This is a genomic window from Actinoplanes sp. NPDC024001, assembly GCF_040638955.1.
Classification (GTDB): Bacteria; Actinomycetota; Actinomycetes; order Mycobacteriales; family Micromonosporaceae; genus Actinoplanes.
In genome coordinates, this window is record NZ_JBEZZB010000201.1 from 1 (window position 1) to 16,887 (window position 16,887).

Annotated in this window: 18 protein-coding genes and 1 riboswitch; of the genes, 8 read left to right on the forward strand and 10 right to left on the reverse strand. The window is 73.2% G+C overall.

Annotation, left to right across the window (positions count from 1 at the left end):
- From AB0F81_RS44640 to AB0F81_RS44665, 6 genes are all read right to left on the reverse strand, one after another.
- On the reverse strand, positions 1-1,350 hold a 1,350-nt coding region (locus AB0F81_RS44640; protein WP_360209175.1), incomplete at its 3' end, for an ATP-binding protein.
- Positions 1,347-1,952, reverse strand: a complete 606-nt coding sequence (locus AB0F81_RS44645) for a DUF2306 domain-containing protein (RefSeq protein ID WP_360209178.1) — start codon at positions 1,950-1,952, stop codon at positions 1,347-1,349. The genes AB0F81_RS44645 and AB0F81_RS44640, both read right to left, overlap by 4 nt.
- A 57-nt stretch (positions 1,953-2,009) precedes the next feature.
- Positions 2,010-2,648 (reverse strand): class I SAM-dependent methyltransferase, encoded by a 639-nt coding sequence (locus AB0F81_RS44650; protein WP_360209181.1) that lies wholly within the window; start codon positions 2,646-2,648, stop codon positions 2,010-2,012.
- Entirely contained in the window at positions 2,645-3,133 is a 489-nt protein-coding gene (locus AB0F81_RS44655; protein ID WP_360209183.1) for a peptide deformylase, read from the reverse strand. Before AB0F81_RS44655 ends, AB0F81_RS44650 begins: the two co-directional genes overlap by 4 nt.
- A 21-nt stretch (positions 3,134-3,154) precedes the next feature.
- Positions 3,155-3,667 carry a sigma-70 family RNA polymerase sigma factor gene (locus tag AB0F81_RS44660; RefSeq protein ID WP_360209185.1) on the reverse strand — a complete coding sequence of 171 codons (513 nt, stop codon included), beginning with the start codon at positions 3,665-3,667 and terminating at the stop codon, positions 3,155-3,157.
- Positions 3,668-3,784: 117 nt separating this feature from the next.
- Positions 3,785-4,999 (reverse strand): chorismate-binding protein, encoded by a 1,215-nt coding sequence (locus tag AB0F81_RS44665; protein WP_360209187.1) that lies wholly within the window; start codon positions 4,997-4,999, stop codon positions 3,785-3,787.
- A 122-nt stretch (positions 5,000-5,121) separates the two neighbouring features.
- Here AB0F81_RS44665 and AB0F81_RS44670 point away from each other — a divergent pair, with 122 nt between their 5' ends.
- On the forward strand, positions 5,122-5,322 hold the full coding sequence (locus tag AB0F81_RS44670) for a DUF5999 family protein (protein WP_360209218.1): 201 nt from the start codon (positions 5,122-5,124) through the stop codon (positions 5,320-5,322).
- 85 nt (positions 5,323-5,407) lie between these two features.
- Here the strand turns inward: AB0F81_RS44670 and gcvP are convergent, their stop codons facing one another.
- Positions 5,408-8,215: an aminomethyl-transferring glycine dehydrogenase gene (gene gcvP / locus AB0F81_RS44675; protein WP_360209189.1), complete on the reverse strand. Its 2,808-nt coding sequence runs from the start codon at positions 8,213-8,215 to the stop codon at positions 5,408-5,410.
- A 75-nt stretch (positions 8,216-8,290) separates the two neighbouring features.
- A riboswitch (glycine riboswitch) is annotated at positions 8,291-8,380 on the reverse strand.
- A 61-nt stretch (positions 8,381-8,441) separates the two neighbouring features.
- Here gcvP and mgrA point away from each other — a divergent pair.
- Genes mgrA through AB0F81_RS44690 form a run of 3 tightly spaced genes read left to right on the forward strand, consistent with a single transcriptional unit; the run spans position 8,442 to position 10,841 of the window.
- The gene (gene mgrA / locus AB0F81_RS44680) at positions 8,442-9,431 is read left to right on the forward strand and encodes an L-glyceraldehyde 3-phosphate reductase (protein ID WP_360209191.1); all 990 of its coding nucleotides are present in this window, start codon (positions 8,442-8,444) and stop codon (positions 9,429-9,431) included.
- Positions 9,421-10,098: a nucleotidyltransferase domain-containing protein gene (locus tag AB0F81_RS44685; RefSeq protein WP_360209194.1), complete on the forward strand. Its 678-nt coding sequence runs from the start codon at positions 9,421-9,423 to the stop codon at positions 10,096-10,098. Before mgrA ends, AB0F81_RS44685 begins: the two co-directional genes overlap by 11 nt.
- Positions 10,095-10,841: a nucleotidyltransferase domain-containing protein gene (locus AB0F81_RS44690; protein WP_360209196.1), complete on the forward strand. Its 747-nt coding sequence runs from the start codon at positions 10,095-10,097 to the stop codon at positions 10,839-10,841. Before AB0F81_RS44685 ends, AB0F81_RS44690 begins: the two co-directional genes overlap by 4 nt.
- Position 10,842: 1 nt before the next feature.
- Here the strand turns inward: AB0F81_RS44690 and AB0F81_RS44695 are convergent, their stop codons facing one another.
- Entirely contained in the window at positions 10,843-11,385 is a 543-nt protein-coding gene (locus AB0F81_RS44695; protein ID WP_360209199.1) for a dihydrofolate reductase family protein, read from the reverse strand.
- A 255-nt stretch (positions 11,386-11,640) separates the two neighbouring features.
- Here AB0F81_RS44695 and AB0F81_RS44700 point away from each other — a divergent pair, with 255 nt between their 5' ends.
- The 3 genes from AB0F81_RS44700 to AB0F81_RS44710 are packed head-to-tail and all read left to right on the forward strand — an operon-like array spanning position 11,641 to position 13,979.
- Complete coding sequence (locus tag AB0F81_RS44700; RefSeq protein WP_360209202.1) at positions 11,641-11,982, forward strand: hypothetical protein; 342 nt, start codon at positions 11,641-11,643, stop codon at positions 11,980-11,982.
- The gene (locus AB0F81_RS44705) at positions 11,979-12,620 is read left to right on the forward strand and encodes a nucleotidyl transferase AbiEii/AbiGii toxin family protein (protein ID WP_360209204.1); all 642 of its coding nucleotides are present in this window, start codon (positions 11,979-11,981) and stop codon (positions 12,618-12,620) included. The genes AB0F81_RS44700 and AB0F81_RS44705 overlap by 4 nt, the downstream gene beginning before the upstream one ends.
- A gap of 54 nt (positions 12,621-12,674) precedes the next feature.
- Positions 12,675-13,979 carry a helix-turn-helix transcriptional regulator gene (locus AB0F81_RS44710; RefSeq protein ID WP_360209207.1) on the forward strand — a complete coding sequence of 435 codons (1,305 nt, stop codon included), beginning with the start codon at positions 12,675-12,677 and terminating at the stop codon, positions 13,977-13,979.
- 22 nt (positions 13,980-14,001) lie between these two features.
- On the opposite strand, the gene AB0F81_RS44715 is transcribed toward AB0F81_RS44710, so the two are convergent.
- Complete coding sequence (locus AB0F81_RS44715) at positions 14,002-16,056, reverse strand: hypothetical protein (protein ID WP_360209210.1); 2,055 nt, start codon at positions 16,054-16,056, stop codon at positions 14,002-14,004.
- A gap of 72 nt (positions 16,057-16,128) precedes the next feature.
- Here AB0F81_RS44715 and AB0F81_RS44720 point away from each other — a divergent pair, with 72 nt between their 5' ends.
- Positions 16,129-16,581 (forward strand): MarR family winged helix-turn-helix transcriptional regulator, encoded by a 453-nt coding sequence (locus AB0F81_RS44720; protein ID WP_360209213.1) that lies wholly within the window; start codon positions 16,129-16,131, stop codon positions 16,579-16,581.
- Here the strand turns inward: AB0F81_RS44720 and AB0F81_RS44725 are convergent.
- The coding region (locus tag AB0F81_RS44725; RefSeq protein ID WP_360209215.1) for a zinc-binding dehydrogenase at positions 16,571-16,887 on the reverse strand (317 nt) is incomplete at its 5' end. The two genes, AB0F81_RS44720 and AB0F81_RS44725, sit on opposite strands and share 11 nt — an antisense overlap.

Genomic DNA, 16,887 nt, shown 5'->3' on the forward strand with positions numbered 1-16,887 from the left:
GGCGCCGGCCGGGTCGCCGGCCCGGCCCCGGCTGAGCACCGCCCGGCGCAGGATCGGGTGGGTTTCCGGGCCGAGCAGCTCGTCCCCGCCGTGCCGGCTCACCGTGCCGGCGTTGCTGCGTAGCCGCTGCGCGAGGGCGGTGTCGCGTTCCACCTCGGGCCAGATCTCCAGCAGCGCGTCGGCGGCGGCCCAGGCCACCTCGGCCAGGTCCTCGTCGCTCAGCGGGTCACGGACGACCCGCTGCACCAGCGCGTGCACCGACACCACCCCGTCGGCCGCGGTGACCAGGTTGAGCCGGTGCAGCACCCGCAGCCCGGAGCGGACCGCGTCGACGTCCGGCGGCTGCGGGGTGTCCTGGCCGCGGGCGTAGGCGATCCAGTTGCGCGCCGGCGAGGTGGTGAACAGCGCGGCCGGGATGCCGGCCGGGTCGAGCACGGCGGCCACCCGCAGCAGCACCGAGCCCATCCCGGCCGGCCGGGCCCGGTCGGCGGCCTCCACCGACAGTGACAGGGTGGCGGCGACCGTCCGTGAGTAGTCCTCCGGCAGCTCGGCCGGCTCCGGCACCAGGTCGTCGAGGACGCGCCGCCGGTCGGCGAAGCGGCGCCGGTACTCGCTGCACGGCACCTCCTCGTCGATCATGAACGCGGTCGCCTGGGACAGTGCCAGCGGCAGCATGCCCAGGTCGGCGGCGACCCCGCCGGCGTCGTCGTCCAGCTGCGCCACCGCGGCGAGCCGGGCGTGCACGAAGGCCGCCGCCTCGGCCGCGGTGAACGTCTCCACCGGTACGAGCCGGCAGCCGCCGCCGGTCAGCGCGGCCCCGCGCAACCGGGTGGTGATGACGGTCCGGCCGTGCGGGCGCTCCGGCGGCCACAGCCCTTTCAGGTCGGCCGCCTCGGTGAGGTCGTCGAGCACGACCAGCCACGGCCGGCCGCTGCCGGCGAGCCAGGCGAGGAACCGTCCCGCGTCCTGTTCGGTGTCGGTGCCGTCCGCCCCGGGCAGGGCCAGGTCGGCCGCGGCCTGCGCGTAGCGGTCGACGATCGCCTGCCGGGACGTGGCGGGCACCCACACCAGCAGATCCACCCGGTTGGCGGCCCACAGCTGTTCGGCGATGCCGGCGGCGAGCTGGGTCTTGCCGACCCCGCCGAGCCCGGTGAGCACCGCGGAGCGGTCACCGGTCTCGCGCGGCTGGAAGCAGTCGGCGAGCCGCGGCACCAGCCCGACGCGGCACGGCCACGCCGGCTCGCCGCGCTGCGCCCCGATGGTGACCGAGGTGGAGATCGCGGCGTGGTTGTCGCCGTGGACGACGACCGAGCCGGGCCCGGTCGGTGCTGGCTTGCGGCCGAACCTCATCGGCTCATGATGCGCCCGCGTGCCGGGGTGCGCCTCACAGCCGGTGCGCCACGCCGCCGCCGGATGAGGACCTCCACGACGGCCAGGTTGACCACCCAGCCGAGGATCTGCCCGACCGGGATCAGCGTCTCGGGAGCGGCGCCGGCGCCGGTGGCCAGCCCGGCCAGCATCATCAGCGGCACCAGCACCCGCGCCGTGACCGCCAGGAACGTCAGCGCGTAGTTGCGCATCATCCACTCGCGGTGCGCGGTGAGGTCCCGCCGCCGCGCGGCCCGGTAGGCCAGTCCGGCCGTGATCAGCCACAGCACCGCCGCCACGCTGAGCCCCACCTGGGTCAGCGGCCGCCCGGAGTAGATCGCGACCGGGATGGCTGTCACCGCCGACGGCAGCACCCCGGCGAGCAGATAGACCCGCCCGGCCGCACGGTGCCAGCGCCGCCGGGCGCGGAACTGCACCGGCCCCAGCACGAGCGCGACCGCCGCGGTCAGCACGTGCACCACCAGAACGGCGTCGTGCGGGCCGGTGGCGAGGAAGATGACGGTCAGCGCCGCCGCGGCGACGACGGCGACCACGAGCAACAGGGACACGGCACGCTGAGGCATGCCCTCAGCGTGGCCCGCCGGGCCGCGTCCGCCATCCGCCGCCGGGCGGCTGCGGGTCTACGCAGATTCGCGTACGAACACCGCCCGCCACCGCCCCGGGAACGTGGTGTCCGGCGCCGCCCGGTGCTCGACCGAGACCGTCCGCAGCCCGTCCACCGCGAACCCGTCGATCTCCTCGCGGGTCAGCGGCCACGGCGGTCCGTCCCCGGCCCGGGCGACCGCTGCGGCGGCGATGACCAGCAGCGTGCCGCCGGGCGCGACGAACGTGCCGGCCGCCGTGATCGCCGCGGCCCGGATCGACGCGGGCAGTGCCTGGATGTTGTTGCTCTCCAGCACCAGGTCGAAGGCGTGCCGCCAGGACGCCGGCGCGGCCAGCAGGTCGGCCACCAGGTAGACGACCGGCGAGTCCGGGTGCCGGCTGCGGGCCAGCTCGACCGCGCTCGGCGCGATGTCGAAGGCGGTCGTCACATATCCGGCCGCCGCAAGGTGTTCCGCGTCGCGGCCGTTGCCGCAGCCGACCACGAGCGCGCGCCGGCCCTCGCCCGGCGGCAGCGGAAAGTCGCGCAGGTGGGCGCTGGGCTCCGCGATGTCCCACGGCACCTCGGCCCGGCCCGCGCCGGCCTCCGCGTACAGCGTCTCGAACCACCCGGTCGGGGTGCCCTCGGCGGCGATCTGCCGGTAGTCGCGAGCCGTCACCGCGGGACCACGCGGCGCAGCTCGCGCAGGGCCTGCCGGCGGACGTCACCGGTGAGCGTGTCGACGTAGAGCCGCCCGTCGAGGTGGTCGGTCTCGTGCTGCAGGGCCCGGGCCAGGAAGCCGGTGCCGTGGATGACCAGCGGCTCGCCGTGCTGGTCGTAACCGGCCGCGGTGACCTTCAGCGCGCGGCTGGTGGGGTAGCCGAGGCCGGGCAGCGACAGACAGCCCTCCTCGTCGGTCTGCTCGCCCTCGAAGTCGGAGAGCACCGGGTTGACCAGGTGCCCGACCTGGCCGGCCACGTTGTAGGAGAACACCCGCAGGCTGACGCCGATCTGCGGACCGGCCACCCCGGCCCGGCCCGGCTCGCGGACGGTGTCCTCCAGGTCACGCACGATCTCGCGCAGCTGCGCGTCGAAGTCGGTGACCGGGTCGGCGGGCGTGCGCAGGACCGGGTCACCGTAGAGCCGAATGGGCCGCACTGTCATGGCTCGAAGGCTATCCGGTCATTACCCGAAGAGGGCGGCCCGGTCCGGGCGCAGCAGCTGCCGCAGCTTCATCAGCGAGCGGCGGGTCTGGCTCTTCACCACGGTGACCGGCAGGCCCATCTCGGCGGCGACCTGCTCGACGCTGTGGTCGGCGAAATAGCGCAGCACCACGATCTCGCGGTCGCGGGCGGGCAGCTGCCCGAGGGCGTCGAGCATGGCCAGCCGCAGTTCCGGGTTCATCGTGTAGACCGGTTCGCGCAGGATGCCGGTGACGCTCTCCCCGTTGCTGCGGCGGCGCCGGTGGTCCAGGTAGACCCGCAGCAGCACCTTGTGGGCGTACGCCGACAGGTTGTCGCTCTCGGCGGCCCGCCCCCAGCTCAGATAGAGCCTGGTCAGCGTGGTCTGGGTGAGGTCCTGGGCCAGATGCCAGTCGCGGCAGAGCTGGAAGGCGCTGCTGCGCAGCCGTGCCGCGCCGGAGTGCGCGAAGCGCGCGAACTCCTGGCTCGGCGCCGGTCGTTCGAGGAGTTCTAGCACTGCGATTCGCCTTCTCTGGGTGCCCCGTCGTGCGCCAACGTAAGCGCTTTCCCGCCACCGGTGGGGGCGGTCGAGCAGGACACTGGCACGCTTTGGGTAGAGAGGGCCGGCAGTGGGCTATGCGGCCCCTGTGGTCAGGCCGGCCAGGGCCGCGCGGATCGGGGCGACCTTGGCGGCGGCCTCGTCGACCTCGGCGATCGGGTCGCTGTCGGCGGTGATCCCGCCGCCGGCCCAGGTGTGCACCCGGGCGCCGTCGACGGCCACGGTGCGGATGGTCAGGCCCAGATCCAGGTGGTCGTGGCCGAGCCAGCCGACCGCGCCCATGCTGACGCCGCGGCCGGCCGGTTCCAGCGCGGCGATGCGCTCCAGCGCGGCCAGCTTGGGCGCGCCGGTCACGCTGCCGCCGGGACAGACCGCGCGCAGCAGGTCGGCGAGGCCGACCTGCGCCCGCAACGGCGCGGAGACCACCGACTCGGCCTGCCAGAGACCACACCAGCGGCGTACGGCGAACAGCTCGTCCACGGTCACCGGTCCGGTGCCGGGCAGCCGGGCGAGGTCGTTGCGCTCCAGGTCGACGATCATCACGTGCTCGGCGCGTTCCTTGGGGCTGGCCAGCAGTTCGCGCCGGCCGGCCTCGGTGGCCGGCCGGGTGCCCTTGATCGGCCGGGTGATCACCCGGCCGTCGCGGACCTCGACCAGCGTCTCCGGGGAGGCGGTGGCCAGCGCCCAGCCGTCGCCGGCGAGGACCCCGCCGTAGCGGGCGCCGCGCAGCGCGGCGACCCGGCGCAGCGCCGGGCCCGGGTCCCCGGTGTAGCCGGCCGAGCCGTGGCCGACCATGTTGACCTGGTAGACGTCGCCGCGGCCGATGGCGGCGCGGACCTCTTCGACGGCGTTCGCGTGCTCGGCGCGGGTCCAGCTCTCCCGCCACGGGCCGAGGGTCCAGGCGCCGCCCCAGGCGGCGCGGGCGGGCTTCGGGGTGTGCTCGTAGACGACCGCGTAGACGTCCGGGATGCCGGGCACCGGGGTCGCCGCGCCGACGGTCCCACCAGCCATTACGGATCCGGCATCCGCGGATACGTAGAGTGCTGCTCCGCAAATAGTGCTATCGCCGAACGTCCTGTTTTTGTCATCCGTTCGGCCAAGGTTTCGCACCGGCAGTCCGTTGGCGGCCAGGAAGTCGGACAGAAGCTCGGCAGGGTCACCGGGATCACCCTGGTGCCATCGGAAGTCACGCAACGCGTGGTGGCGGGCTTGGCAGGCCGTCGGAGCGCCCGGCGGCACGCCGAGAGGAGGTCGCGGAGAGTGGTCGTTGATCTCCGTCCCGTGGACCATGTGAGAGGCGGATCGAACCCCGAATCGCGTCACCGGGTTGAACCGTTGTCGTTCGATGTGAGGTAACGTCCGTCACTGTCTTTGTGAACCTTCACACAGCCCCCAAACCGGAGAACCACAAGATGTGCCAGCACCTGATCCCCTGCCCACCAGCCGAGGCCATCGACCGTGAGGCCGCCCGGATCATCGCGACGTTCCGGGAGCAAGGCTGGAGCCTGCTCTGCAACGGTGTCATCGTCTTCGAGGACACCGGGGAGCTGCTCCCGGACGGCACGATGATCGAGCCGCACCGGGGCCCCGCACCGCACGCGCTCGCCGCCTGACACACTACTGAGCGTAACCAACTGACGGCGCAGGCCGCGATCATTGAGGACCACGACCTGCGCTTGCACCGACCATCCGGACGGGTCAGCTCTCGAACGCCTCCGGCGAGGGGCACGAGCAGACCAGGTTACGGTCCCCGAACGCCCCGTCGATGCGGCGCACCGGCGGCCAGTACTTCGCCGTCCGGTCCACGCCCTCCGGGTAGGCGGCCACCGACCGCGGGTACGGGTGAGCCCACTCGTCCGCCGACACCGACGAAGCGGTGTGCGGGGCGTTGGACAGCGGGTTGTCGTCCTTCGGCCACACGCCCGCCGCCACCTGGTCGATCTCGCCCTTGATGGCGATCATCGCGGCCACGAACCGGTCCAGCTCGGCCAGGTCCTCGCTCTCGGTCGGCTCCACCATCAGGGTGCCGGCCACCGGGAACGACATCGTCGGCGCGTGGAACCCGTAGTCGATCAGCCGCTTCGCCACGTCGTCCACCGAGACGCCGGTGGCCTTCGTGATCGGCCGCAGGTCGAGGATGCACTCGTGCGCGACCAGGCCGTTGTTGCCCGCGTACAGCACCGGGTAGTGCTCACGCAGCCGCGCCGCCACGTAGTTGGCCGCCAGCACCGCCGTCGCGGTCGCCGCGGCGAGGCCGTCCGGGCCCATCATCCGCAGGTACGCCCACGAGATCGGCAGGATGCCCGCCGAACCGTGCGCCGCCGCCGACACCGCGTGGTGCTCACCCGGCTCCAGCGGGTTGCCGGGCAGGAACTCGGCCAGGTGCTGCCGGACCGCGACCGGGCCGACGCCGGGGCCACCGCCGCCGTGCGGGATGCAGAACGTCTTGTGCAGGTTCAGGTGCGACACGTCCGCGCCGAACTGGCCCGGCTTGGCGAACCCGACCAGCGCGTTCAGGTTGGCGCCGTCCACGTACACCTGACCGCCGGCCTCGTGCACCTGGGCGCACAGGTCGGCGATGCCGGTCTCGTAGACGCCGTGCGTCGACGGGTAGGTCACCATGATCGCGGACAGCGTGTCCCGGTGCTTCTCAATCTTGGCGGCCAGGTCGGTCATGTCGACGTTGCCGTCCGCGTCACAGGCCACCACCACGACCCGCATCCCGGCCATCACCGCGCTGGCCGCGTTCGTGCCGTGCGCCGACGACGGGATCAGGCACACGTCGCGGTGCTCCTCGCCCCGGGAGCGGTGGTAGCCGCGGATCGCCAGCAGACCGGCCAGCTCACCCTGCGAGCCGGCGTTCGGCTGCACGCTCACCGCGTCGTACCCGGTGATCTCGGCCAGCCAGCCCTCCAGCTGCGCCACCAGGGCCTCGTAGCCCTCGGTCTGCGACGCCGGCGCGAACGGATGGATGGTCGCGAACTCCGGCCAGGTGACCGCCTCCATCTCGGCGGTGGCGTTCAGCTTCATCGTGCACGAGCCCAGCGGGATCATGCCGCGGTCCAGCGCGTAGTCCCGGTCGGACAGGGTGCGCAGGTAGCGCAGCATGTTCGTCTCGGAGTGGTGGGTGTTGAACACCGGGTGCGTCAGGTACTCCGAGGAGCGCGCCAGCGACTTGACCGCGCTCTCGGCGGGCGCCGCGACGGCCGCCCCGAACGCCTCCAGGACCAGCGCGACGTCCATGTCGTTCGTGGTCTCGTCGGCCGACACCGACACGTGATCGTCGTCGACCAGCCGCACGTCGATGCCGCGGTTGTAGGCCTCCGCCACGACCTCGGCGGCCCGGCCCGGCACCCTCGCGGTCACCGTGTCGAAGAACGCCGCGTGCGCCACCTCGACCCCGGCCGCGGACAGGCCACCGGCCAGCGCCCGGGCGTGGTCGTGGGTGCGCTGGGCGATCGCCCGCAGCCCGGCCGGCCCGTGGTACACCGCGTACATGCTGGCCATCACGGCCAGCAGCACCTGCGCCGTACAGATGTTGCTGGTCGCCTTCTCCCGGCGGATGTGCTGCTCACGCGTCTGCAGCGCGAGCCGGTAGGCCGGCGCGCCGTCGGCGTCCTTCGAGACGCCGACCAGCCGGCCCGGCAGCGAGCGCTCCAGCCCGGCACGCACCGCCAGGTAGCCCGCGTGCGGGCCACCGAACCCCAGGGGTACGCCGAAGCGCTGCGTCGTGCCGGCCGCGATGTCCGCGCCGATCGCACCCGGCTCCCGCAGCAGCGTCAGCGCGAGCAGGTCGGCCGCCACCGTGACCAGGGCGCCCTTCGCGTGGGCGGCCTCGATCAGCGCGGCATGGTCGCGGACCGCGCCGGACGCGCCCGGGTACTGCAGGTGCAGGCCGAAGAACTCGCCCGGCAGCTCGTCGTCCTCGACGTCGACCAGGCGGATCTCGATGCCGAGCGGCTCGGCCCGGGTCCGCAGCACCGACAGGGTCTGCGGGAACGTGTCGGCGTCCACCGCGTACACATTGCTCTTGACCTTGGAGGCACGGCGCGCGAGCGTCATGGCCTCGGCGACCGCCGTGGCCTCGTCCAGCATCGACGCGTTCGCCGTGGCCAGCCCGGTCAGGTCGGTGACCATGGTCTGGAAGTTCAGCAGCGCCTCCAGGCGGCCCTGGCTGATCTCCGGCTGATACGGCGTGTAAGCCGTGTACCACGCCGGGTTCTCCAGCACGTTCCGCTTGATCACCGCCGGGGTGTGGGTGCCGTAGTAGCCCAGCCCGATCATCGACGTGGACACAGTGTTGCGCCCGGCGATCATGCGCAGCTCGGCGATCGCCTCCTCCTCGGAGATCCCGGCCGGCAGGTCCAGCTCACCGTGCCAGCGGATCACCTCGGGGATCGCGGCGTCCATCAGCTCGCCGACCGAGTTGTACCCGATCGCCTTGAGCATGTGGGTCTGCTCGTCCGGGTCCGGACCGATGTGACGGGAAACGAACGGCGACGTCATGGGCGACTCCAAGGCTCGAGAAGGTCGACATGCAACCTCCCCCTCTGTCATACCCAGCCGGGCACTTCAGAGTCGCCTGCCCTCGCGGTCCTTTTGCCTGAGAGGTTCCGGGGAGGATTTGCCCCTTCGGCGCCTGGGACTCCAGGTCTCTCCCGCGTGGGTGTAGCCGGCAGCACTCAACCTACCAGCGCACACGGTCCGGACCGACAACCCTAGGGTGTGTGCTGTGACGTACTTCCCTGCGGACGACCGCTACACCAAGATGACCTACCGCCGCGCCGGGCGCAGCGGGCTCCAACTGCCCGCCATCTCCCTCGGCCTGTGGCACAACTTCGGCGACACCCGGCCCCTCGACCGTCAGCGCGCCATCGTCCGCCGCGCCTTCGACCTCGGCGTCACCCACTTCGACCTGGCCAACAACTACGGCCCGCCGCCCGGCAGCGCCGAGTCCAACTTCGGCCGGCTGCTCGCCAGTGACCTGCGGGCGCACCGCGACGAGCTGGTCATCTCGACCAAGGCCGGCTACACCATGTGGGACGGCCCGTACGGCGACTGGGGCTCCCGCAAGTACCTGGTGGCCTCGCTCGACCAGTCGCTGCAGCGACTCGGCCTCGACTACGTCGACGTGTTCTACCACCACCGGCCCGACCCCTCGACGCCGCTGGAGGAGACGATGACCGCGCTGGACGCGGTCGTGCGGGCCGGCAAGGCGCAGTACGTCGGGATCAGCAACTACAAGAGCGCCGAGGCCCGGGAGGCCGCCCGGATCCTGCGGGAGCTCGGCACCCCGCTGCTGATCCACCAGCCGTCGTACTCGATCCTCAACCGCTGGATCGAGCAGGACGGGCTGCTGGACACCCTGGAGGAGGCCGGCGCGGGCTGCATCGCGTTCAGCCCCCTGCAGCAGGGCCTGCTCACCGACCGCTACCTGACCGGCATCCCGGAGGACTCGCGGATCCGCACCAGCGTGTTCCTCAACGAGAGCGCCCTGGACACGGCCACCATGGGCCGGCTGCACGCGCTCAACGACGTCGCCAAGCGGCGCGGCCAGTCCCTGGCCCAGCTGGCCCTGTCGTGGGCGCTGCGCGACCCGCGGATGACCAGCCTGATCATCGGCGCCTCCAGCGTCGCCCAGCTGGAGAACAACATCGCCGCGCTCGACGGCGCGCCGCTGACCCGCGAGGAACTCGACGAGATCGACGGCATTGTCGCCTGATCTTCCCACCGCTCTGGGGGTCGTGGTCGGCTCCCGCGCCTACGGACTGCACGGTCCGGGCTCCGACCACGACCGCCGGGGTGTCTTCGTGGCACCCACCCGCGCCTTCTGGCGCCTCGACAAGCCGCCCACCCACCTGGACGGGCCGCTCGACGAGCAGTTCTCCTGGGAGATCGAGCGGTTCTGCGTGCTCGCGCTGCAGGCCAACCCGACCGTCCTGGAAGTGCTGTGGTCACCGCTCGTCGAGACGATCACTTCGGACGGCGCCCGCCTGCGGGAGGCACGCGGCGCCTTCCTGTCCCGGCGGGTCGCCGACACCTACGGCAACTACGCCCGCGACCAGCTCAACCGGGTCACCGCCCGCCGCGAGCGCACCGGCGAGACCAACCACAAGCAGGCCATGCACATGATCCGGCTGCTGCACGCCGGCGCCCACGTGCTGCGCACCGGCGAGGTCCTGGTCGACGTCAGCCACCTGCGCGACCGCCTGCTCGCGGTCAAGCGGGGCGAGGTCCCCTGGCCGGACGTCACCGCCTGGGCCGGCGACCTGCTCACCGATCTCGCCGACGCGGCCGCCGCCACCAGCCTGCCCGACCAGCCGGACCGGGCCCGGATCGACGCCCTGCTGCACGAGGTGCGCGAACGCCACCTGGAGGACCCGCGATGACGGTCACGGTGCCGCGGTGGGCGGCCGAGGCCGCCACCGCGCTCCCCTACCCGCTGCTGTTCGCCACGGTCAGCGGCGCCCACCTGTACGGCTTCGCCTCCGTCGACTCCGACCTCGACCTGCGCGCCGCCCACCTGCTCCCGGCCGCCGAGGTCGTCGGGCTGCGCACCGGACCGGAGACGCTGCAGCACGACGGTGTCCGCGACGGTGTGGAGCTCGACGTGGTCAGCCACGACCTGCTCAAGTTCGCCCGGCTGCTCAACAGCCGCAACGGGTACGTGCTGGAGCAGCTGCTCTCCCCGCTCGTGGTGGTCACCACGCCGGTCCACGAACAGCTCATCGCCCTGGCGCCGGGCCTGATCACCCGGCACCACGCGCACCACTACCTGGGGTTCGCCGCGACCCAGGAACGGCTCCATGCCCGCACCGGCGAGCTGAAACCGGCCCTCTACACGCTGCGGGTGCTGCTCACCGGCATCCACCTGATGCGCACCGGGCGCCTCGAGACCGACCTCGGGGTGCTCGGCGGGCGGCTGGACTACGTGCCGGACCTGATCGCCGCCAAGCGGGAGGCGGAGCACGGGCCGCTGCCGGACGGCGTGGCGCAGCGGCTCGCCGCGGACGTGCCCGCGCTGCGCGCCGAGCTGGAGCGGGCCCGCGAGGAGTCGGCCCTGCCGGACCACGCCGACCCGGGCGCGGTCGCCGAGCTGCACGACCTGGTCGTCCGCACCCGGCTCGGCTGAGTCAGTCGCGGCGGACCGTGTAGTCGGCGAGCAGGGCGCCGGACGGGGACGCCTCGGCCATGGTCAGGGTGAAGCGGCGCGGCACGTCGCCGTCGGCGAACAGGCGGCGGCCCTCCCCCGCCTGGACCGGGGTGATCACCAGCCGCAGCTCGTCGATCAGGTCGGCGGCCAGCAGGGAGCGGGCGAGCACGATGCTGCCGTGCACGCCGATGTCGCCGCCGGGCTGCTCCCGCAACTGCCGCAGATGCTTGGTGACGTCACCGGGGACCACCTCGGTGTTCGCCCACGGGACGGTCGGCTCGGTCGAGGTGACGACGTGCTTGGGCACCGCGTTGATGAAGTCGGCGAACGGCTGGTGCTCGCCGGTCGGCCAGTAGGGCGCCCAGTCGTCGTAGGTGCGCCGGCCCAGCACCACGGCGTCCTGCGAGCTGATCACCCGGGCCAGGTTGGCGTCCATCACCTCGTCGAACTCGAAGACGTACCGGTCGGGGTGCTCCGCCACACCGTCCAGCGACAGCAGCGAGTAGAGCACGATCTTGCGCATCGGGGGTCCTCCTCGTCGTGGATCGTCAGCGGGTAGGACCACGGGGCAGGCCGGAACTCATCGGTTCCGTGAGCGCAACCCCGTGCTTACGCCCGGCGCGGGCCCTGGGGCCCGGTGTCGTGCCGGGATCGCTGGGAGAAACGGGACCTTTTCTCCCCGTACGACGAAGGTTTTTGATCTGTCGCACTCGCTCTAAGGCATCCTAGGATTCTAGGAGTTTGCCTTCCGGGCGGGATGTCGGTTTAGGCTGGTCGCATGTCCGCGAGCGCAGCCCCCGTGATCCACCTGGCCCGGCCGCATCGGCCGGTGGTCGTGGCGGGCACCCTGGGTGAGTTGCGCGGGCCGGCCACCGGCATCGTCGAGCTGCCGTTGCGGCTCTGGTGGCATCCGCAGCGGGCCTTCGACCTGGGGCAGCACACCATGCTGCTGTGGATGTATGAGAATGTGCTGCGCGAGGCCATCCGCGTCGACGAGCTGCGGGAATATCTCGACGGCGCCACCCTCGCCCGGGTCTGGCCGGAGCTGAACCTGCCGCGCGCCGTGCGCGCCGCGTGGGAGGCCCGCCACCCGCGGCTGCGGGCCCGCGCCGCGGCGTGAGCGTCGACGACTTCTACCGGGACGTGGCGCGGATCGCGCTGAACGTCGCGGACAAGCACGGGTTCGTCCTCGGCGGCGGCGTCGCCTGGCTGGTCAACGGCCTCGTGGCGCGGCCGACCGAGGACATCGACCTGTTCACCGACACCGCCGGCGGGGTGGTCGCGGCCGCCGGGGAGGTGACGGCGGCGCTGACCGCGGCCGGATACCGCGTGGTGCGTGAGGAGGCCGACGAGCTGTTCGCCGGCATGGACGCGGACATCCAGGAGTTCCTGGTGGCGGGCGAGAGCCGGGCGCTGCGACTGACCCTGTGCCGGCTCGACCGCAACCGCGCGCCGGTGGTGATGGACGTCGGGCCGGTGATGCACCTCGACGACCTGGTCGCCACGAAGGTGGCCGCGCTGGTCACCCGGCGCGAGGTCCGCGACTACATCGACGTGGCGGCCGCCCTGGACCGGTACCCGCTGGAGCGCGTGCTGGAGCTGGCACACGCGGCCGACCCCTCGCTGGACCCGGAGGAGGTCGCCGACGCCGGCCGCTACCTGGACCGGCTCGACGACCGGCGGTTCGCCCTCTACGGGCTGGACGCGGCGGCCATCGCCGAACTGCGCGAACGCCTGGCCGGCTGGCCGCGCGACTGACCCGCGGTACAGGCATGTACCGCTGCCGCCCGGGCCCGGCCTACGTTCGGGGGCATGACGCCACCATCGAGCATCGGCGACCGCATCCGGGCCCGCCGCCTGCTGCGCGGTTGGAGCATCCGGTACGCCGCCAGCCGCGCCGGCGTCTCACACGCCTCCTGGAGCCGGATCGAACGAGGGCTGCAGGCAGCCGACAACCGGTTCATGCTGGCCGACCTGGCGGCGGCGCTCGACTGCTCCCCCACCGACCTGGCCGGCACCGCGGTGCCGGCCGCCGATCGCGAGGCGGTCGCGGCGCACGCTCGGGTGAGTGCGGTGCGGCAGGCGCTCGTCGAGGCCGACCTCAATGAGCCGCTGGAGCAGGGCGGCGGCTCGAACCGGCAGCCGGAGCAGCACGGCGGCTTGAGCGAGCCGCCGGAGCGGCACGGCGACTTGCGCGAGCCGCCGGAGCAGCGCGGCGGTTTGAACCGGCCGCCGGGGCGGCCCGCCGAGTTGGGCCGGGCCCTCGCGCTGGTCGATCAGCTGCGGCGGGCCTGTGACTACGCGGGCGCCGCCCGCCTGCTGCCGGATCTGCTGCGCGGGCTGCACGCCGCCGGCGCTGGGCCGGAGCGGGCTGCCGCGTTGCGGCAGCTGTGCGACGCGACATTCATCGCGTCCTCGGTGCTGCGCAACCTCGGCTGTCCCGCGGAGGCCTGGCTGGGCGCGGAACGCTGCCGGGACGCGGCTCACGCCGCTCAAGATCCCATCTTGCGGGGGTACGCGGAGTACGCCCGCGCGTGCGCCGCGGCGGCCTGCGGGTCGTATGAGCGGGCGTATGCGATCGCCGAGCGGGCGGTGAACGGCCTGTGCGGGCACACCGGGAAGCCGGGCGGCACCGCGGTTCTGGGCACGCTGCAGCTGATGTGCGCGCAGTCGGCCCGTGGCAGCCGGCGTCCCGGCGACAGCCGGGCATGGCTGGACGAGGCGGCCGCGCTGGCCCGGGGCACCGGGGAGACCGCCACGATGGGGCTGTACTTCGGGCCGACCAACGTCGCGATCTGGCGCATCGGCATCGAGGCGGACGGCGGTGAACCCGGCCGGGCTGTCGCCATCGCCCGGGGCACTGATCCGGCGGTCATCGCGGCCGGGTTCCGGCAGGTGTTCTACTACGCGGACACCGCCCGGGCGCTGGCCCGGGTTCGTGGGCGGGACCGGGAGGCGATCCGCTACCTGCTGATCGCGGAACGGATCGCCCCGCAGCATCTGCACACGTCGGCGATGGCGCAGGAGACGACCCGGGCCCTGCTGGAACGTTCCCGGCGGGCGGCTGGTGGGAGCGAGCTGCGTGGGCTGTGCACACGGATGCAGATCGCGGTGTGAAGTTGCGGAGCGCACCACAGGTTCACACGGTTGGGTCTACCAGCAGGATTCGGTCCTCTCGGACGATCAGGACGCGGCCGTCGGGGCCGGGCGCCAGCATCTCGCGTCTCGCCGGGCCCTCGTAGACGTCGAGCGGCACCCGGTGGCACTCGCGGGCGAACGTGCACCGCCACAGCACCTGCCGCCAGAACTGCGGCGCCTCGCCGACCGTGACGTGGAATCCGTCCTGGCGGGTGCTGGTCACCGCCTCCGCCGCGTAGACGGTGTCGCCGGCGACGGCTACCGCGCCCGACTCGGCGGCGACGCCGTTCTCCAGCGGTTCGAAGTGCTCGATCTGCAGGCGGCCGGGCTGCAGCGCGGCGACCTGCTGGCCGAGCGCTGCCGGGGCCGCCCAGACGGCTTCCGGCGGCGCGCCGGACACGTCGGCTTTGCGGACCTGGCCGCAGGTCACCTGGTGCACGCCGTGGCCGCTCCACAGCGAGGCGACCGGGCGGCCGTCGGCGCCGATCGACAGGCGGGCCCGGGAGCCGTCGCGGTAGCCGTCCTCCGGCAGGCGTTCGTGCGAGCCGACGTCGTGGCGTTGCGGCTTCGCGCACTCGGTGTCGGGGCAGCGGATCAGCGCCAGCCGGTAGCGGTCCGCGCTGGCCGGGATCGCCACGAAGAACCAGGCGGCGCCGTCCGGGCCGGCGGAGGTGGCGAGTTCCGGCCGGCCGAGTTCCGGGTCCCAGGTCTCGCGGGCCGAGGCGCGGACCGGCAGCCAGGCCTCGCGGCAGCCGTCGTCGCGGGTGCACCGCGCGTGGTGGATGAACGGGCCACCGTCGTTCTCACCGCCGGTGAGCGCTGCCGTGACGGCGGTGCCGTCGGTGCCGATGCCGGCCGTGCCGTAGCCGTCGTGCACCGGCGGGCCGCCGTCGTGGCTGGTGAAGGAGTCGCAGAGGTCGGTGTCGCAGAAGCGGACCTCGCCCATGGTGACGATGACCGGGTGCTGCCCGGCGGGCCAGGCGACGGCCGCGGCGCCCCAGGGCGGGCCGTCTGTCGTCCGGGCCTCGAAGGCGCCGAACGGGTTGATCACGGCGACGGCGCCGGTGATCAGGATCGGGAGCGCCACGGCGACGATCGCGGGCCAGAGGAAGCGGGCGTTTCGAGTCCCCGGGGATCCCGGCTCGGGCACGCCGCCGAGGGACGGCCCGGCCGAAGCCGGCTCGGACACGCCGCCGGGAGAGGGCCGGGTCGAAGTCGGCTCGGGCACCTCATCAGGAGAGGGCCCCGCCGATGGCGGCGAGGGCACGCCGCCGAGGGACGACCCGGCCGAAGTCGGCTCGGACGCGTCAGGAGAGGGCTCCGCCGATGGCGGCGAGGGCACGCCCTCGAGGGACGACCCGGCCGAAGCCGGCTTATGTGAGGGCGGGCCCGACGGCGCCGGCAGGGCATGGATCGCCACGACACCCGCCTGGGCGGCCACCGCCACGATCACCACCGCAGCCTCGACGGCGTCGGCGATCAGCGCCGGGGTCCCCGCGGGCAGCACTCCGGCCAGCCACCCCGGAATGAGCACCGCGACGAGCCCACCCACCAGCACCGCCGCAGCCGCCATCAGACTCGGCCCGGTCACCACCATGACCAGCAGCAGATGCGCCCCGACCAGACCCACCAGCGCGAACGCCACCAGCAGACCGAACCAGTTGGGCAGGATCCGCAGCACCAGCCACGACACGACGGCCGTCAGCGCCACCCCGGCCACCACCGCCGGAACCCGCCGCACCGCGCTGCGGACCGGCCGGTCCACCCCGGTCAGCGCGAGCATCCCCGCTGTCAGCGCGATCAGCCAGCACGCCGCCACCAGCACCGACCGGGCCAGGCCGTACCCGCCGGCGTCGTCGTCGACGAGCAGCCGGCCGTCGACCAGCACGCCGTTCCGCCAGCCGGCCGCCAGCTCCAGCGCCAGCGAGCCGGCGAGCAGCACCGCCACGATCGGCAGCTGCACGGCGAGCAGGCGGCGCCGTTCGTGCCAGGCGAGCAAATACCCGGCCGCGACAGCGTGGAACAGGCCGCGCGGAACGGCCGGAGGTGTGGACATCCGCACAGGATAGGGCCGATCTGATCTTCGCCGGTTGAGGTGAACCTCACTTCAGGTTCTAGCGTCGGTGCCATGACGATGACCGACGCTGAACTGGCCGGACAGCCGGCCGCCTACTGGACCGGGGTCGCGTACCAGGCGCTGATCGCCTTCACCCGCGCCCGGCAGGCCGAACACGGCTACACGCAGCCGCAGTTCTGGCTGTTGCGCAACCTGTCGAGCGCCGACCTCTCCCCCGACGGCGGCGGCCGCACGGTCGACGAGTTGCGCCACGCGATGGCCGGCTACCTGCGGGCCGAGGACGACCTGGCCGCCGAGGCCGAGGTGCTCGTCGAACGCGGCTGGCTGCGCCTCGACGAGGACGACGGCCGGCTGTGGATCACCGAGGCCGGGGAGGCGGCCCGGCTCGACCTCAAGGGTTTCGCGCCGGAGATCCGCAGCCGGATCCACGCCGGGATCGACGACGCCGACTACGTCGCCGCCCTGAAGGTGCTGCTCAAGATGATCGACAACGTCAAGCGCTGACCGGCAGCAGCAGGGTCTTGCCGGGCAGCGTGCCCGCCTCGGCCTCGTGGTGCACGGCGGCCAGGTCGGTGAGCGGCCGGCGGGCGGCGACGTCGATGCGCAGAGCGCCGGCCTCGGCGAGTTCCAGCAGCGCGGCGAGGCCGGCCGGGTCGTTGCGGACGATGAAGTGCAGGGACCGGTACGGCCCGGCCGGCAGCTCGTGAGCCGGGGTGGTCGCCGAGACCAGCACACCGCCGGGGCGCAGCATCGAGGCGTGGGCGGGCGGCGCCGGCACCAGGTGGATCAGCGCGTCCACCGGCTCGCCGA

Bases quoted from the DNA above. Each gene is read 5' to 3' on its own strand.
- AB0F81_RS44710 (WP_360209207.1), top strand. From the start codon at position 12,675: ATGACGCCACCATCGAGCATCGGCGACCGCATCCGGGCCCGCCGCCTG.
- gcvP (WP_360209189.1), bottom strand. From the start codon at position 8,215: ATGACGTCGCCGTTCGTTTCCCGTCACATCGGTCCGGACCCGGACGAG.
- AB0F81_RS44700 (WP_360209202.1), top strand. From the start codon at position 11,641: ATGTCCGCGAGCGCAGCCCCCGTGATCCACCTGGCCCGGCCGCATCGG.
- AB0F81_RS44665 (WP_360209187.1), bottom strand. From the start codon at position 4,999: ATGGTCCACGGGACGGAGATCAACGACCACTCTCCGCGACCTCCTCTC.
- AB0F81_RS44720 (WP_360209213.1), top strand. From the start codon at position 16,129: ATGACGATGACCGACGCTGAACTGGCCGGACAGCCGGCCGCCTACTGG.
- AB0F81_RS44645 (WP_360209178.1), bottom strand. From the start codon at position 1,952: ATGCCTCAGCGTGCCGTGTCCCTGTTGCTCGTGGTCGCCGTCGTCGCC.
- AB0F81_RS44655 (WP_360209183.1), bottom strand. From the start codon at position 3,133: ATGACAGTGCGGCCCATTCGGCTCTACGGTGACCCGGTCCTGCGCACG.
- AB0F81_RS44695 (WP_360209199.1), bottom strand. From the start codon at position 11,385: ATGCGCAAGATCGTGCTCTACTCGCTGCTGTCGCTGGACGGTGTGGCG.
- AB0F81_RS44670 (WP_360209218.1), top strand. From the start codon at position 5,122: ATGTGCCAGCACCTGATCCCCTGCCCACCAGCCGAGGCCATCGACCGT.
- AB0F81_RS44690 (WP_360209196.1), top strand. From the start codon at position 10,095: ATGACGGTCACGGTGCCGCGGTGGGCGGCCGAGGCCGCCACCGCGCTC.
- AB0F81_RS44715 (WP_360209210.1), bottom strand. From the start codon at position 16,056: ATGTCCACACCTCCGGCCGTTCCGCGCGGCCTGTTCCACGCTGTCGCG.